This window comes from Lentilitoribacter sp. JB5-8, assembly GCF_055693385.1.
This window is the reverse complement of the sequence record NZ_CM146332.1, coordinates 1,223,237-1,240,366: the sequence shown is the minus strand read 5'-3', so window position 1 is coordinate 1,240,366 and position 17,130 is coordinate 1,223,237. Positions and strand designations below refer to the sequence as shown.

14 protein-coding genes and 1 pseudogene are annotated in these 17,130 nt (G+C 45.5%); 5 read left to right on the top strand and 10 right to left on the bottom strand.

Annotated elements, in window-relative coordinates:
• The first annotated feature begins 44 nt into the window (after positions 1–44).
• Together ACZ1GZ_RS05910 and ACZ1GZ_RS05905 are read left to right on the top strand one after the other, a co-directional pair.
• The gene (locus tag ACZ1GZ_RS05910) at positions 45–1,826 is read left to right on the top strand and encodes a monovalent cation:proton antiporter-2 (CPA2) family protein (protein WP_472667548.1); all 1,782 of its coding nucleotides are present in this window, start codon (positions 45–47) and stop codon (positions 1,824–1,826) included.
• Complete coding sequence (locus tag ACZ1GZ_RS05905; RefSeq protein WP_472667547.1) at positions 1,823–3,235, top strand: MATE family efflux transporter; 1,413 nt, start codon at positions 1,823–1,825, stop codon at positions 3,233–3,235. The genes ACZ1GZ_RS05910 and ACZ1GZ_RS05905 overlap by 4 nt, the downstream gene beginning before the upstream one ends.
• Here ACZ1GZ_RS05905 and ACZ1GZ_RS05900 read toward each other — a convergent pair.
• The 3 genes and pseudogenes from ACZ1GZ_RS05900 to ACZ1GZ_RS05890 all read right to left on the bottom strand — a co-directional run.
• On the bottom strand, positions 3,232–4,056 hold the full coding sequence (locus ACZ1GZ_RS05900; RefSeq protein WP_472667546.1) for a patatin-like phospholipase family protein: 825 nt from the start codon (positions 4,054–4,056) through the stop codon (positions 3,232–3,234). The two genes, ACZ1GZ_RS05905 and ACZ1GZ_RS05900, sit on opposite strands and share 4 nt — an antisense overlap.
• Before the next feature lie 20 nt (positions 4,057–4,076).
• Positions 4,077–4,637: a 16S rRNA (guanine(966)-N(2))-methyltransferase RsmD gene (rsmD, locus tag ACZ1GZ_RS05895; RefSeq protein WP_472667545.1), complete on the bottom strand. Its 561-nt coding sequence runs from the start codon at positions 4,635–4,637 to the stop codon at positions 4,077–4,079.
• A pseudogene (locus tag ACZ1GZ_RS05890) lies at positions 4,621–5,967 on the bottom strand (pseudouridine synthase); the annotation flags it as partial. The pseudogene ACZ1GZ_RS05890 and the gene rsmD, both read right to left, overlap by 17 nt.
• A gap of 102 nt (positions 5,968–6,069) precedes the next feature.
• On the opposite strand from ACZ1GZ_RS05890, the gene ACZ1GZ_RS05885 reads away from it, so the two are divergent.
• Positions 6,070–6,498 (top strand): nucleoside deaminase, encoded by a 429-nt coding sequence (locus tag ACZ1GZ_RS05885; RefSeq protein ID WP_472667544.1) that lies wholly within the window; start codon positions 6,070–6,072, stop codon positions 6,496–6,498.
• 30 nt (positions 6,499–6,528) lie between these two features.
• On the opposite strand, the gene ACZ1GZ_RS05880 is transcribed toward ACZ1GZ_RS05885, so the two are convergent.
• From ACZ1GZ_RS05880 to ACZ1GZ_RS05850, 7 genes are all read right to left on the bottom strand, one after another.
• Complete coding sequence (locus tag ACZ1GZ_RS05880; protein WP_472667543.1) at positions 6,529–7,125, bottom strand: hypothetical protein; 597 nt, start codon at positions 7,123–7,125, stop codon at positions 6,529–6,531.
• Positions 7,126–7,333: 208 nt separating this feature from the next.
• Complete coding sequence (gene ileS / locus ACZ1GZ_RS05875; protein ID WP_472667542.1) at positions 7,334–10,270, bottom strand: isoleucine--tRNA ligase; 2,937 nt, start codon at positions 10,268–10,270, stop codon at positions 7,334–7,336.
• A 262-nt stretch (positions 10,271–10,532) separates the two neighbouring features.
• Positions 10,533–11,303, bottom strand: coding sequence for an SDR family NAD(P)-dependent oxidoreductase (locus tag ACZ1GZ_RS05870; protein ID WP_472667541.1), 771 nt, complete (start codon positions 11,301–11,303; stop codon positions 10,533–10,535).
• Positions 11,300–12,019 carry an SDR family NAD(P)-dependent oxidoreductase gene (locus ACZ1GZ_RS05865; protein WP_472667540.1) on the bottom strand — a complete coding sequence of 240 codons (720 nt, stop codon included), beginning with the start codon at positions 12,017–12,019 and terminating at the stop codon, positions 11,300–11,302. Before ACZ1GZ_RS05865 ends, ACZ1GZ_RS05870 begins: the two co-directional genes overlap by 4 nt.
• Complete coding sequence (locus tag ACZ1GZ_RS05860; RefSeq protein ID WP_472667539.1) at positions 12,012–13,010, bottom strand: bifunctional riboflavin kinase/FAD synthetase; 999 nt, start codon at positions 13,008–13,010, stop codon at positions 12,012–12,014. The genes ACZ1GZ_RS05865 and ACZ1GZ_RS05860 overlap by 8 nt, the downstream gene beginning before the upstream one ends.
• The gene (locus tag ACZ1GZ_RS05855; protein WP_472667538.1) at positions 13,011–13,868 is read right to left on the bottom strand and encodes a TIGR01459 family HAD-type hydrolase; all 858 of its coding nucleotides are present in this window, start codon (positions 13,866–13,868) and stop codon (positions 13,011–13,013) included.
• 120 nt (positions 13,869–13,988) lie between these two features.
• Entirely contained in the window at positions 13,989–14,768 is a 780-nt protein-coding gene (locus ACZ1GZ_RS05850) for an SDR family oxidoreductase (protein WP_472667537.1), read from the bottom strand.
• 203 nt (positions 14,769–14,971) lie between these two features.
• On the opposite strand from ACZ1GZ_RS05850, the gene groES reads away from it, so the two are divergent.
• Positions 14,972–15,268, top strand: a complete 297-nt coding sequence (gene groES / locus ACZ1GZ_RS05845; RefSeq protein WP_472667536.1) for a co-chaperone GroES — start codon at positions 14,972–14,974, stop codon at positions 15,266–15,268.
• A gap of 84 nt (positions 15,269–15,352) precedes the next feature.
• The gene (groL, locus tag ACZ1GZ_RS05840) at positions 15,353–16,999 is read left to right on the top strand and encodes a chaperonin GroEL (RefSeq protein WP_472667535.1); all 1,647 of its coding nucleotides are present in this window, start codon (positions 15,353–15,355) and stop codon (positions 16,997–16,999) included.
• The last annotated feature ends 131 nt before the right edge of the window (positions 17,000–17,130 follow it).

The following is a 17,130-nucleotide window of genomic DNA, read 5'->3' as shown; positions in this document are numbered from 1 at the left end:
TGCATCACAAACTTGTCATAACACTTTATAACGGAAATTAAAGGATGGCTGGCGAAGAAGCAGACTTATTTAGCTACGCTATTGTTCTTCTTGGAAGCGCAGTGATCGCCGCCCCCTTGTTTAAGCGAATTGGACTGGGCACCGTTCTTGGATATTTGGCGGCTGGTTTGGTTATTGGACCCATCACCGGGATTATCGCTGATGGTGAAAAGATATTGCATTTCGCCGAACTTGGCGTCGTACTCTTATTGTTCATTATTGGTCTTGAATTAAAGCCTTCAAGATTATGGCGCATGCGACGCGACATTTTAGGCATGGGCAGTATACAAGTCATCGTAACGGCACTTATTCTCACTGCTCTTGCAAGATATTTAGGTGGGCAAAACCTGACGACATCTGTGGTTATTGGCTTTGCGCTTGCACTTTCATCAACTGCGTTTGTGTTGCAAATCTTGGATGAACGCGGAGATCTTAACCGGGCGTATGGGCAAAAAACATTCTCGATATTATTATTCCAAGACATCGCAATTGTTCCCCTTATTGCAATGGTAGCAATTTTGGCACCAGGATCAGCTGAAACGAACGGATTTGAATGGAGCAATGTAATTATTGCGATTTCTGCCGTGATTTTGCTTATTCTTGCCGGTCGATATTTACTCAATCCACTGTTTCAGATGATCGCAAGTACCGGGGCAAAAGAAGCAATGATAGCAGCTGCGCTTTTTGTTGTGCTTGCTGCGGGCGCTTTGATGGAATTTGCCGGATTGTCCATGGCACTGGGTGCGTTTTTATCTGGCGTCATGCTGGCAGAATCATCTTATCGACATGAGTTAGAAGCAGATATTGAACCATTCCGGGGAATATTGCTGGGCCTGTTTTTTATGGCTGTTGGTTTATCGCTGGATATTGAGGTCTTGTTTGACAATGCGTTACTCATACTCATCGCTGTACCAATAATTTTAGTGGTCAAAGCAGGCGTTATTTATGTGTTGTGTAGAGGGTTTGGCTCGCATCCTAACGAAGCAACCCGCATTGCCGGCATACTACCGCAAAGCGGAGAGTTCGGGTTTGTCTTGTTCACAGCAGCTGTTGCAGCAAATGTGATGAGCCAAGCATCCGCGTCCATCCTGATTGCGATTGTGACCATAACAATGGCTCTTACGCCGATAGTGACCAAAATCGCTGACAGCTTAACGCGCGCAACACATGAAGGCATGGAGGAGAATTTTGAAGGTGCCGGCTCAGATGTATTGCTGATCGGGTTTTCGCGCTTTGGGCAAATCGCCTCCCAAATGTTCCTAACGGGCGGTACGGATGTTACCATTTTGGATCAATCTGCTGAACGCATTCGCAATGCGCGTAAGTTTGGCTTTAGGATTTACTTTGGTGATGGCAAACGCAAAGATGTTTTACGTGCCGCAGGTATTGAACGCGCCAAAATCGTCGCCATATGTACCAACGAGCGTGAAACAACGGATAAAATAGTTGATCTTATTCGCTCAGAATATCCAGAGGCAAAAATCTTTGTTCGTTCTTATGACCGCGCCCACACACTTGCGCTGCGCGCAACTGGCGTTGATTATGAAATCAGAGAGACATTTGAATCTGGCATTGAGTTTGGCCGGAAAACACTGGAAGCGCTTGGTTTAAGCGAACAGGTTTCGCTTGAAATTGCACAGGAAGTGAAACGCCGAGATGAAGCGCGCCTTGCTTTGCAAGAGGCTGAAGGGTTAACCGCAGGGGTCCATCATGTGCTGACAAAACCTGTGAAACCTGAACCTTTGATTGAACCAAGAGCAGATAATACTGAGGGCGAAAAATATTGAGTGAAAAAGCAAAGTTTGTAACTGGCTCTACAATGCGCCACGTGATCAATATGACTGCAACTGGCTCAATAGGACTGGTTGCAGTTTTTTTGGTGGATGCATTCAATCTGTTTTACATCTCGCTTTTGGGTGAAGATGAGCTAGCAGCTGCAATCGGCTATGCTGGTACTTTGCTGTTTTTCACAATGTCACTCAACATTGGCTTATCCATTGCTGCCACTGCATTAACGTCTCGTGCACTGGGCGCAGATGATCGCCCCGAAGCACGCGCACTTGCTGGCGCTTCCATGGTGTATATGTTCATCTGCGCGCTTGCTGTTACCATCATATCCTATCCTTTCATCGGTCATTTCGTAGCCTGGATTGGAGCTAAAGGTGTAACCGCTGAACTGGCCATCGGCTATATCGAGATTGTCTTGTTATCGCTGCCGATTTTAGGTTTGGGAATGTGCGCTGCCTCTTTGTTGCGCGCAGTGGGTGACGCGAAACGAGCAATGTATGTGACGCTGATTGCCGGGTTTGCCACAGCCGTTCTGGACCCGATTTTCATCTTTGGTTTTGACATGGGTATCAACGGTGCTGCGACCGCAACAGTTATCTCCCGCGTCATTATGGTTTCATTTGGCCTTTACGCGCTTATTAAAGTGCATGATTTGCTCGCTGCGCCAAATATGAACACACTCAGCCGAGAGATTAAACCGTTTCTTGTTATTGGAACACCTGCGATATTAACGCAACTCGCAACGCCTATTGGTAACACTTATATGACCGCGACCATTGCAGAATATGGCGATTCCGCCGTTGCAGGCTGGGCTGTTGTGGGCCGAATAATACCTGTTGCCTTTGGTGCACTTTTTGCACTGTCGGGTGCTATTGGCCCAATCCTGGGCCAGAACCTTGGTGCCAAGAAATTTGACCGGATCGAACAGGCAATCAAGGATGGCTTTATATTCACATTCTTATATGTGGTGGCAATTTCCGCAGTGCTTGCCCTTGCCCGAAATCAAATTGCTGACATCTTCGGTACTGAAGGCGACGCACGCCTTGTGGTCACATTTTTCTGTCTATGGATTGCATCAAGCTTCTTATTTAATGGCATGTTATTTGCTGCCAATGCTGCGTTTAACAATCTTGGATATGCGTTTTATTCGACCATGTTTAACTGGGGTCGCTCAACGCTTGGTGTTATTCCATTTGTTTGGGTTGGTTCGCAATATTATGGCATAGAAGGCGCGCTTGTTGGCTACGGATTGGGTGCTGTCTTCTTCGGGATTGCAAGTGCGGTGGTGTGTTTACGCGTGATCAAGAAACTCGAGGCACGTGAGCATGACAAGGATGATGATCACAAACATCATTACCCACCAGCGGCAAATTCGCCTTTTACCAGCGGCAAAGCATCCACGCTTTAATTTAGAACACGGTCCAGTTCTGTCTTAAGAACCTCACGGATGCCCGCGCTTTGCTCCAACACGTCATCGGCATTCATGAAATCTAAAACACGAAAATCATGAACATCAGGAACGAGGAATATATCTGGTGGCGTTTTTTCAACTTTCTCTGCAATGATCGACTGCATCATGATTTGGCTGGCACCAAAAGCTGCATCTGTCGTGCTTGGTCTTTGTGTCGGATCGCCATTTGGAAAGCCTGCCACATCAACAGCAATAATTACATCTGCCAAGCCTTCAAGCACATCAAACGGCAAAGGATTGATAATACCACCATCAATCAAAAAGCGACCATTGCGATAGACGGATTTAAAAATTGCCGGTAGTGCGGCTGAAGCTGCTATTGCGGATCGTAAATCGCCATCATTCATAACAACTTGCGAATGGCCGTAAAAATCGGTTGCCAATAGCTGGGTTGGAATTTTCAAATCGTCAAAACTCTGAGGCAATTGTTCGGGCATAAACGCATCAATAATGCGCTCAACATTAAACTGACCCAGCGTTACCCCTTCTGAAATCACCGATTTCCAACTGGGCCGTCTTGCCTTCCATAGCCGTGATGCAACATTGGTCGGGCGACCAATGCTTTCCATCAAAAACGCTCGAATATCTTTCCCGGACATACCCGATGCCATGGCAGAGCTCATAATCGCACCGATGGATGTGCCGGAAACAGCAACCGGTTTGATACCTAATTCATCAAGAACTTCAATAATATGGACATGCGCAATACCGCGCGCACCTCCGCCACCAAATGCGACCGCGACTGTTTTGTCTGTCATCCCTCGCCCCTGTAGTCTCTTTAACTTGAAGAGTAAGAATAGAACCAAATATTTGTGTCACCAAATGGGCGCTTATCTAAATTAGAAAACCGCTCATCCAGGTCAGGCTCGACATCACTGCGTTCTTCCAAAATAATAAGAGATTGATCAACCATCCAGCCATTGTCAACGGCGGATTTAATGGCTTTTTCACCCAGCTGCAAACCGTAAGGTGGGTCGGCAAACAAAATGGTAAAAGGTTCAAACTTGCTTATGGGCCCCAGTTTAGTTGCATCGCGTTTAAAAATTTTCGTGCAGCCTTGAAGCGATAAATTATCTGTATTTTGACGAAGTAAACCACGCCCCTCAATGCTTTGCTCGACAAACAAAACAAACTCGCAACCTCTTGATAAGGCCTCAATACCAACAGCGCCTGTTCCTGCAAACAGTTCAAGCATGCGACCGTCTTCCAGCAAATTGGAATAGGAATGTTCTAAAATATTAAAGAGGCTTTCGCGGGTGCGATCTTTGGTTGGCCTGATCTTGTCAGTTTTGGGCGATGCAATTGACCGCCCACGATATTTACCGCCGACGATCCGCATTGCCGCCCTTCTTACCTTTTAGATTTGCGCCCATTGGTTTCTTACCAGATCGCGCTTTATCTGAACTCTTTTTGTCCGAACCGCCCTGTTCATTCTTTTTAGAGCGAAAGCTCTTATGTGGATCAAGCTTATCTTTGGGACGGTGCCAATTGCCTTTAACCGGCTCGCTACCACGATCAGCCTCTTCCTCTTTTCGTTCAATGCGAGGACGCCCGCCTTTTGCCATCCAAACGTTAGCGGCACGGTTGCGCGGCCCTTTTGGGCGTGGACGTTCTTCTTCTTGATCAAACTTGTTATCGGAAAATTTGCGTTTCCCGTCAGGACCTTCAGGACGCGTACCTAATCGATCACGGGCGCGTTCTTTGCGCTCGGCTTCACTAAGCTTGCGACGCGGTTTCCATTCAGCTGCCTTGGCGCGTTCCTCTTTGCTTTCATGCTCACGCAAAGGTGCATCAAAATTTGCACCCGAAGCTTCAACCAATCGCGTTCCAAGCTGATCACGCAGCATGCGACCTTTTACTTCAACCACCCCACCTTCAGACAACTCGCCTAATTGAAATGGTCCGTAAGAGAGGCGAATGAGACGGTTCACATCTAATCCAAGCGCACCAAGCACTACTTTAATCTCGCGGTTTTTACCTTCACGCAGACCCATTGTGATCCAAACATTAGATCCTTGAACCCGATCAAGTGTCGCTTCAATCGAACCATAAAGAACACCATCTACCGCGATACCATCTTTAAGCTCATCCAATTTTGCCTGATCAATTTTACCATGGGCTCGAACTCGATAACGGCGCAACCACCCTGTTGAAGGCAGCTCCAACACACGTGCCAACCCGCCATCATTGGTTAGCAGGAGAAGTCCCTCCGTATTGATATCTAATCGACCGATCGACATAACTCGCGGCAAATCATCTGGCAGATTATCAAAGACAGTTGGACGACCTTCCGGATCGCTATTGGTTGTCACCAATCCACCGCGCTTGTAATAGAGCCAAAGCCGCGTGCGCTCTATGCCGCCAACGGGTTTGTCATCTACTTCGATATTATCTGATTGTGTCACGTTAATTGCTGGACTGGTCAGCACTTTGCCGTTGAGCTTAACGCGACCATCTTCGATCATACGCTCAACTTCACGGCGAGAGGCAACGCCTGCCCGTGCCAACATTTTTGCAATGCGTCCTTCGACCAAAACGGGAGTTGCTTCTTTTGCAGATGATGGTTTCGCGCTCGTGCCGGAACTTGGTTTACCAGTTCGCGGACGCATCGCTTTACCATCTTTTCTGTTTGGTTTTTTGCCACTAAAGGGCTTGTCTTGTTTGCTCATATGGTGTTTGCCTTTGTTGGCGTTGTCCTAACAGTTTCAAATGAATTGAGCAATTGATGCTTTACAATAAAAAGGGATATAAAGTTGCCCAAAGATAGCTTCATGCATATTGCCCTTGAAGAAGCAGAAGCAGCCGGTGCGCGCGGAGAAGTGCCTGTTGGTGCAGTCATTGTGCAGAATAATCAAATTATCTCACGGGCCGGCAATGAAACCAGGGCACTTAATGATGTGACAGCACATGCTGAAATATTAGCGATCAGACGCGCATCGCAATATTTGAGACAAGAACGCCTTTCTAATCTCGATCTTTATGTAACGCTTGAGCCTTGTGCTATGTGCGCCGGTGCCATTTCTTTTGCTCGTATCAGACGGCTTTATATTGGCGCAGAAGATGAAAAAGGCGGCGCAGTGTTAAATGGCGGTCGTTTTTTTGATCAACAAACATGCCATCACCAGCCAGATGTTTATTCAGGGTTTCAGGCCGACCAATGCGCTATGCTCTTGAAAGATTTTTTTAAATCTCAACGTTAAACGAGGATGATATCAGCACTTAAAAGCAACTTAACGCTTCCAAACCTGCCACCATCTTTTGCCAGTGCCTTCTTTGGTTGCACCTGCTAAACGTTGTTTCTCTTTTTCGCGCTCTGTTTCGCCCAATTCGCCAATTGGTGCTGTCGAAGCAGGGATTTTGTATCCTGGAGGCGGGTCAGACAGGTAACGTCTTTCTTGATAGGCCCCCTGTTGAATAGCGCGAGCTTGACGATACGCTTCAGCTTGTTCTTTCCGTGTTAGGCTTTTGCCATCAGGTCCGGCGGTTGATAGTGGCGAAACATAACCGGGATTGTTTTGGTTTTCTGTAATTTCCGCTACCAGACGCGCTCTGGTTTCTTCAGGTGATTCAGGCCAAACCTGTTCGTTTTTCACGACACTCACCTGCGGTTCAGGAAGTGAAGCTGTTGTAGGTGGTGTGACTAAGTCCGGCCGCGGCTTATAATCAATATCGTTGCCTTTTTGCGTTTTTAATGACGCAATATTACCAATATCTTCGAACAATTGTTCTGAAGATGTTTTGTCCGTCCCGTAAGTAGGCGATGATACACAACCTGACAGCAATGCACCAAAACTTATCAATGTGACTGCAATGAATGCTTTATTCATATATATTTTCAACGCCTATAACGCTGTTCCTACTCAAAAGACCGCATAAGATGTCAGCCATATTTACTAAATTAGGCAGATTTCAGGCAAGTATTATCCCAAGGCTGCATTTTTCGCAAATAACGAATTCGTTTAATAGCTTATTTTATAAGCAATAATAAATGATAAAGGCCAAGCCATCAAAAATGGCATGGCCTTTACGTTAATATCAAAGTCGACCGAGTGCTTTTAATTCTTTAAGCGCTGCCGCATCACGTGCAGATACATCTGGGAACTCGGGATCAGAACCGACATCTTTTGTTACGCGCCATGAACGCGCGCATTTTTGTCCCTCAGCCATTTCAGGCACAACACCAATTGAAGGTGTGTCATCAAGTTTAAACGCACCGGATGGAGATTGACCCGATTTGATCTCAATCGCTGATGTGATGCAGATATCTTCAAATTTCATACCTGTAACAACATCTAATAATTCAGCATCATCGATATAAACCACTGGCGCTGCTTCAAGTGATGAGCCAATGCGTTTTTCACGGCGTTCAATTTCCAAAGCACCGGTGACGACGCGGCGAACTGTTTTCACTTTTTGCCACTTATCAGCCAATTTGGCATCAATCCAAGATGCATCGATCTCTGCAAATTGCTCTAAATGCACCGAAGTCGCATCAGGATAACGGGACAGCCAGCTTTCTTCCATTGTAAACGGCAACATCGGTGCCATCCATGTCACTAGACAATCAAAAATCTTTGCAATCGTTTGAAGTGCTGCTTGTCGCTCAACGCTTGATGGGCCTTCGCAATAGAGTGTATCTTTTCGAATATCGAAGTAAAACGCTGAAAGCTCAAGGTTCATAAAGTTTGATAGGCTTGAGAAAATTCGCTTGAAATCAAATTCATCATAACCATCGCGAACAACTTCATCGAGTTCTGCCAAACGATGAAGCATTAAACGCTCAAGCTCAGGCAGATCAGAATAAGCAACTTCTTCACCTTCATAATGCCCCAAAGTTCCAAGCATCCAGCGCAATGTGTTACGCATTTTGCGATAAGCATCGATGGATGTTTTTAGGATCTCAGGACCAATACGCAAATCTTCTGCGTAATCTGCAGATGACACCCACAAACGCAGGATATCAGCGCCTGATTGTTTGATAACTTCCTGTGGCGTAACCACATTACCCAAAGATTTGGACATTTTGCGTCCATCTTCGGCCATCACAAAACCATGAGTTAATACGGCATCATATGGTGCGCGGCCGCGCGTTCCACAGCTTTCAAGCAAAGATGAATGGAACCAACCACGGTGTTGGTCTGAACCTTCAAGATATAAATCCGCAGGCCATTTTAGATCATCACGCTCTTCAAGACAGAACGAATGTGTTGATCCTGAATCAAACCACACATCCAAGATGTCACGAACCTGTTCCCACTCATCAAGGTTTTCAACCATGCCTTCTAGGAAGCGTTCCTTTGCGCCATCTGCAAACCATGCATCTGCGCCTTCTTTTCTGAACGCGCTTTGAATGCGTTCAGCAAGTTCATCAGATTTATCAAAATCTGGACCCGGGATAACCTGGTTTGTTTGCGTATTTCTAAACACGCTGATCGGAACACCCCACGCACGCTGGCGAGATAAAACCCAATCAGGACGTTGTTCGATCATTGCCCGCAAGCGGTTTTGCCCCGCAGCTGGCACGAAGCGCGTTTCATCGATCGCTGCCAATGATGTTTGGCGAAGCGTACCGGCGTTTGATTTTGTGCCATCACCAATCACACCATCTTTATCCATGTAGACAAACCATTGTGGTGTGTTTCGAAAAATGATCGGTTTTTTTGAGCGCCATGAATGCGGATATTCATGTTTGACACGGCCACGGGAAAACAGATTGTTCTCACCGATCAAAGCGGTGATGACCGCTTGGTTGGCTTTACCCTTTTTACCCTTATCATCGATGACACGCACATCACCGAAGCCAGGCGCTTGATCTGTGTATGAGCCGTCGTCAGCCACAGTAAATGGAATTTCAGAGGAGATCCCTTGTGCTTCAATTTCATTGCGGCGCGCAACCCAGATTTCAAAGTCATCGCGACCATGCCCTGGTGCAGTGTGCACAAAGCCTGTACCTGCGTCATCAGACACATGATCACCATCAAGCAAGGGGACATTAAAGCCATAGGCATCATTAAACCCACGCAATGGATGCGCACAGGTCATGGATGCAAACTCTTTCGCTGTCACATCGCGAACTCGTTTGAACTCAACTTTGGCTTTTTCAGCACAGCTTTCAGCCAAAGCATCAGCAAAGACGAGTTTATCACCTGGTTGCGGACCGAACTCCATCTCAGCGCTGTTTACTTCATAAAGACCATATTTGATCTTCGATGAATAACAGATCGCGCGGTTACCAGGAATTGTCCAAGGCGTTGTTGTCCAGATAACAACTGACGCATCGGCAAGATCACCAGAACCATCGATGATTGGGAACTTTGCCCAGATCGTATCAGATTCATACATCTCATATTCGATCTCAGCCTCAGCCAATGCTGTGCGCTCAACAACCGACCACATGATCGGCTTTGAACCGCGGTAGAGTTGGCCAGATTTGGCAAACTTCATGAGTTCAGCGGCAATTTTTGCTTCTGCCGGGAAGTTCATCGTTTTATACGGCGTTACAAAATCACCTTCGACACCAAGGCGGCGGAATTCTTCCGTTTGCACACCAATCCAGTGATCGGCAAAATCACGACATTCTTTGCGGAACTCGTTGATCGGCACTTGGTCTTTGTCTTTACCCTTGGCGCGATATTGCTCTTCGATTTTCCATTCAATTGGAAGACCGTGGCAATCCCATCCGGGCACATAGTTTGAATCATAGCCACGCATCTGAAATGAACGCGTGATCATGTCTTTGAGAATTTTGTTGAGTGCATGTCCAATATGCAAGTTACCATTTGCATATGGAGGACCATCGTGCAGCACATATTTAGGACGCCCTTTTGATTGTTCACGAAGCATTTTATATAGCTTCATCTCGTCCCATTTTGCGATCCAATTTGGTTCAGCTTTTGGCAGGCCAGCGCGCATCGGGAAGTCAGTCTTTGGCAAATTTAGTGTTTTTGAATAATCGAATGTTTCTTCAGTCATTTTATCGGCTTTTTAATCGACAACGTTATTAAACGTAATTGTTGCTAAAATTGATATGAGAATAGCGTTGCAAACGCTTTTATCCCGGGACTCCAAGTCGTTCTAGACGGAGGCCGGGCTAGTAATTCGAAATATTCGAATGCTTAAGTCTGGTAACATAGACAGCACAATAGATCTCTCTTAGCTTCGCTTCTTCGCGGGGATTTGTGAGCGCTTCTTAAATGTTTTTGCTCAACAAGAAAAGACTTATTGTCAGTTATCTTTACCAAACAGGGCGATCAAGCTTATCGTAGATGATCTTGCGCATCATATTGGTCATCATATTGGGCGCAATTTTTCCAAGGATCCGCGCTGAATGAGCGGCAGCTCCGGGGTAGAGAGTTTTCTTATTAGACGAAGCGGCTAAGAGTATTCTTTTTGCCAGTTCTTCAGGCAGCATTCGCTTAGATGCATCCGCGCCTTCCGGCGCGTGCCGCTCAGCATGATCAGTGCGCACGGGACCGGGGAATATGGATAGGACAGATACACCTTTTGCAGCAAAAGGTTTGCGCACGCTTTTGGCATAAATTGCAATTGCATCCTTGCTTGCACCATAAACCGATGCACCCGGATAGCCTGTCGCATGAGATAATGAAGATACGAATGCCAGATTTGCCTGTTTATCAAACATCTCGTTTTGCAAAAGCGCAGCGCTTAATTGCATTGGTACAAGTGTGTTGAGCTTAAGCACGTTTTCATACGCTTTAGGGTCGATATCTTCAAACTTACCAGTTGCAGATATCCCTGCATTATGGATAACAAGATCAAGTTTATCAGCCGATCCAAGTTGCGAAATCACATTATTAACTGAATATGAGTTAATCAAATCAATTTGTATATGATTCAATAACTTATCTTTGTTTTTATGATCCCATTTTATTGAATCTCGATCAATGGAGGATACTTTAACACCTTCATCAAGAAGTCGTAGGCAAAGCGCTTTTCCGATGCCCTGCCCTGTTCCTGTAACCAATGCATGTTTCCAGTTCTTCATGCGGATTGCTTTCTGTGAAACAGGCTTTTGATCTTCGCACCCAAGAATATTGTCGCTGTTTTTTTGTTTGTAGCCATTACTTTGATAATTTCTTGCGCCATGGTCTCAGGCGAAAGGAATAGCCGACCTTCTTTACCAACTTTGTAACCAGCTTTTTCCAGCATAGGCGTGAGCGTCGGACCCGGATGAATTACCTGAACATCGATCTTATTGCGCCATTCAGCTTCTAATGATCTTGCAAACCCTGCAAGCCCTGCTTTTGATGCAGCATAAGAAGCCATTTTCGGCGAGCCTTTATGCGCAACAGATCCGATTAAAACAACTTTGCCCTCCGCGGCTTCAATTTGCGATACTAATGCTCTGGTTAAAAGAACCGGAAATAGTAAGTTAACACTTACATTTAGATCAATTTCTTCTGACGTTTCTTGTTCCGGTGATCTATAGACCCCGGTACCAGCGCAGTGAATGACACGATCAATCTTTTCAATCTGCATATCTTTCAAACTAGAAACTACCGCCTCGGTTGCTCGCGCAGGATCTGATATATCCGTTTGAATATATTGTATTTTATCCGAAATAAGTGCATGCACTTCGACTTCAGATTTTCGGCCAATAACCACCAAGTCATCGGTTAAAACCAAACGTTTTGTAAGCTGAAGCCCAATACCAGATGTGGCACCGGTAATTAATGTAAGTTTAGACTTACTTTTAGGCATTAAAGCACACCGCTTGGTCTAATTCACTTATAGGCTTGGAATGCAATAAAACTTCTCTTGCCTCTGCATCATCTAATTTCATCTGCACAACAAGGCTGTCCAAATCATCAAATTTTTGTTCTTCACGCAGGTAAGAGACGAGATGCACCTGACAATTTTGGCCATATAAATCGCCTGTGAAATCAAATACGAATGTTTCGAGAATAGGCGCACCATCATCCTCAACGGTAGGACGCACACCAAAACTTGCGACACCATCGCGTAGTTTTCCATCACCATCGCGGAATTTAACTGCATAGATCCCTGGTTTGAGACCATTTTCCTGATGTAAAACCATATTTGCTGTTGGATAGCCCAACTCGCGACCTAGCTGGCGTCCTTTGACGATCTCACCCTCAACGGTAAAGCGATAACCCAGCAAAGCATTTGCTTCACCTAATTCTCCATCTACCAGCAATTGTCGAATTCTGCTGGATGAGACCACATCGGCATTTTCATCTCTAAATGCATCCACCAAAGTAACACCAAATCCACACTCCTCTCCGGCCTGCATCAAAAATGCCGGACCACCTTCGCGACCTTTTCCGAAATGAAAGTCAAAGCCAGTGACGACGTGTGAGACACCAAATTGTTTAACGAGGATATTATCGATAAAATCCTGCGCTGAATTGCTGGCAAAACCTTTATCGAAAGCCTGTTCTATAACTGCGTTAAAACCCAATTTATCGAGTAAGTTTGCCTTTAAAGGCGCTGGAGAGATGCGAAATGGTGCGTTTTCGGGGGTAAACACCGCACGTGGATGCGGTTCAAACGTCATCACCAGCGCCGGTACATTATTCTCATTGGCAATTTCCAGCGCCCGATCTAATACGGATTGGTGCCCACGATGCACGCCATCAAAATTGCCGATTGCAACAACACCACCGCGCAAACCCGCGCCTAAAGCTTGCCCACCTTGAAAACGATTGATTTTCAATTTCCCCGCACTCAATTATTTAATCCATTCCATCCAGTAGTTTGGACGAACACCTTCCTTTGCAAGAAACCCTGAAAGCTTGAAATCATCAATACCCCCCGGAACTTCATCGCTCCTATATTGATTGATATGGATACCATGGGCGACAAATAATAGATCTAATCCGTAATTTAATGCGCCGCGCACATCAGTTGGCATACCATCACCAATTGCGATAACGCGATCGGAACTAATATCACCTCTTACCTTTTGAGCGATCTCAAGCGCTGCTTTATACATCGGTTTATGCGGTTTACCAGCAACGAAAACTTCGCCACCCATTTGTTTATAAAGCGCAGCAATTGCGCCAGCACAAGGGATCATGCGCTCACCGCGTTCCACGATTAAATCAGGGTTTGCGCAAATAAATGGAATTCCACGCGCTACAAATGATTGCAGCATATCCATGTAATCCTCTGGCTTTTCCACTTCATCATCAAAAAAGCCGGTGCAAACAATCGATTGTGCTTGATCTTGATCAACGCGCTCCACATCTAAACCATCAAGCAGCGACAAATCACGATCCGGACCAAGAAAAAACACCTTCTTTGGTGCTTGCTTGATCAAATTTCTCGTCAATTCACCAGACGTAATAATGTCATCATAGCAATCGGACTTGATGCCCAACATATCAAGTTGTGACACCACTCCTTGCTTTCTGCGAGGAGAGTTGGTGATAAGCACCACTGTTTTTCCGGCTTCGCGCGCGCTTTTTAGTGCTTCATATGCATTTTTATAAGCCGATACGCCGTTATGAAGCACGCCCCATACATCGCTTAATATGACATCATAATTGTCATATAAACCATCAAGATTATCCAGTTTTTTAAGCAAGAGGCTGTCTCCATTATCGCAACAAAATTATTGCCATGTCTTGAAGCAAGAGAAGAATAAACTCAAGCATAAAGATTATAATTGAGCGGAAATGAACTCTCAGCAGACTTCAAATTATTTTTATCCAGGTGTTGCAGCGCTTCCCGCAAGCAATCCACCATCGATGTTAAACTCCGATCCTGTGACGTATGCAGCTTCATCACTGGCAAGATACGTTGCCATTGCTGCCACTTCATCTGGCATAGCAAAACGCTTAAGCGGTGTATCCGCAACCAGTGCATCCATATTTTTTTGCCTGTCTTCACCTTCTCCCAACATGGGCTCCCATATCGGGGTTAAAACAGCCGCTGGATGGATGGAATTACATCTGATTTTGGTTTTGATTTGTGCGCAATATAAGGCAACAGATTTGGTGTGGTTACGAATTGCAGCTTTTGAGGATGCATATGCTGCGGCGGCGGGGATCCCCACCAAGCCTGATCTGGAAGACATATTGATAATTGAGCCTTCCCCCTTGCGCTTCATCGCACCAATTGCATAGCGACACCCCAAAAAAGTACCATCTAGATTGGTTGCGTGGACCTCGCGCCAGTCCTGCAAGCTGGCATTTTCAGGGTCATGTGCTTTAAAGCCATTTTCAAAACCCGTGATGCCAGCATTATTGACAAGAACGTCTATCTCACTAAATTTTTCAGCAAAGCTATCCCAGTCCTGTTCTGATGACACATCGAGCTTTACAAAATCGCAATTCAGCTCTTGTGCAACTTTATTGCCATCATCAACATTCTTATCCGTCAACACAACGCGCGCACCCTCGGACGCAAATTGTTGCGCAATAGATTTCCCTATTCCCTGTGCGGCACCTGTTACAACGCAGATCTTATCGTTTAATCGTCTCATCTTGTTACTCTATTTTGGAATGGCTTTTATGAGCCTGATTGGATTTGTGAAATTAATAGGAAAAGATTCATTCCATTATCTTGACATTATAGTCTCCACACACTAGATCAACATCGCTTAGCACTCTCCTATGGCGAGTGCTAACAAACCAAAAATTTTGGAATATTAAGTCCACTCCAGTAATGAGAGATTAGGTTATAAAAATGGCAAATATTGATTTCCGCCCACTAGGTGACCGCGTTGTTGTACGCCGCGTTGAGTCAGAAGAAAAGACTGCTGGTGGTATTATTATCCCAGATACAGCAAAAGAAAAACCATCTGAAGGTGAAGTTGTCGCTGTAGGCGCTGGCGCACGTGACGACAAAGGTGCTCTTGTTGCGCTTGAAGTTAAAGCTGGCGACAAAGTGTTGTTCGGCAAATGGTCAGGCACAGAAGTTTCACTTGGTGGTGAAGAGCTTTTGATCATGAAAGAATCCGACATCATGGGTATCTTGGGTTAATCTCACAAGATAAACACACATCCAATTTAGTTAAATCTAGGGCCCTTCCCGAATAATTGAGGAACCGCCCCAAGGAGAAAAAACATGGCTGCTAAAGACGTAAAATTTGGCCGTTCAGCTCGCGAGAAAATGCTTAATGGCGTTGATATTCTTGCAAATGCTGTAAAAGTTACACTTGGACCAAAAGGTCGTAACGTTGTTATCGACAAATCATTTGGCGCTCCACGCATCACAAAAGATGGTGTTTCAGTTGCAAAAGAAATCGAACTTGAAGATAAGTTCGAAAACATGGGCGCACAAATGCTGCGCGAAGTTGCTTCTAAAACAAACGATGTAGCTGGTGACGGTACAACAACTGCGACTGTTCTTGGTCAAGCAATCGTTCGTGAAGGCGCAAAAGCTGTTGCTGCTGGCATGAACCCAATGGATCTTAAGCGCGGTGTAGACCTTGCTGTTTCTGAAGTTATCGCAGCACTACAAGGTGCAGCTAAGCCGATTAAAACTTCTGAAGAAGTTGCACAAGTTGGTACAATTTCTGCAAACGGCGAGAGCCAAATCGGTGAAGATATCGCTGAAGCTATGCAGAAAGTTGGCAACGAAGGCGTTATCACTGTTGAAGAAGCAAAAACTGCTGAATCAGAGCTTGAAGTTGTTGAAGGCATGCAGTTCGACCGCGGTTACTTGTCTCCATACTTTGTGACTAACACAGAGAAAATGATCGCTGAACTTGAAGATTGTTACATTCTTCTTCACGAGAAAAAATTGTCTAACCTACAAGCAATGCTTCCTGTTCTTGAAGCTGTTGTTCAGACATCAAAACCACTTCTTATCATTGCAGAAGACATCGAAGGCGAAGCTCTTGCAACGCTCGTTGTTAACAAACTACGTGGTGGTTTGAAAATTGCTGCTGTTAAAGCTCCAGGCTTTGGTGATCGTCGTAAAGCAATGCTTGAAGACATCGCTATCCTAACTGGTGGCCAAGTGATTTCTGAAGATGTTGGCATCAAGCTTGAAAACGTTACTTTGGACATGATGGGTACTGCAAAACGCGTAAACATCACTAAAGAAGCAACAACAATTGTTGACGGTGCTGGTCAAAAAGCTGAGATCGAAGGCCGTGTGGCTCAGATCAAAGCTCAGATCGAAGAAACTTCTTCTGACTACGACAAAGAAAAACTACAAGAGCGTCTTGCTAAACTAGCTGGCGGTGTTGCAGTTATCCGCGTTGGTGGTTCAACTGAGATCGAAGTTAAAGAACGTAAAGACCGCGTTGACGATGCATTGAACGCAACACGTGCTGCTGTTCAAGAAGGTATCGTTCCTGGTGGTGGTATCGCACTTCTTCGTGCTTCTGCTGCTATCACTTCAACTGGCGCAAATGCTGACCAAGATGCTGGTATCAACATCGTTCGTCGCGCACTACAAGCACCTGCTCGTCAGATCGCTGACAATGCTGGTGACGAAGCTTCAGTTGTTGTTGGTAAGGTTCTTGAGAACGACAGCGCAACACACGGCTACAATGCTCAAACTGGCGAATTTGGCGACATGATCTCAATGGGTATTGTTGATCCAGTTAAAGTTGTTCGCACAGCTCTACAAGATGCAGCATCAGTTGCTGGTCTGTTGATCACAACAGAAGCAATGATCGCTGAACTTCCACAAGACGCTGCTGCAGCTCCAGGCGGAATGCCTGACATGGGCGGCATGGGCGGTATGGGCGGCATGATGTAAATCATACCTTCCATTTCGGATATGAGAGAGAGCGGTTTTCGAACCGCTCTTTTTTTATGCGTGATGCCTGCATTGTTTCATTTTGAGACAATTTTATGAAACGTTTACCATTAACCGTAAGCTCGTATTAT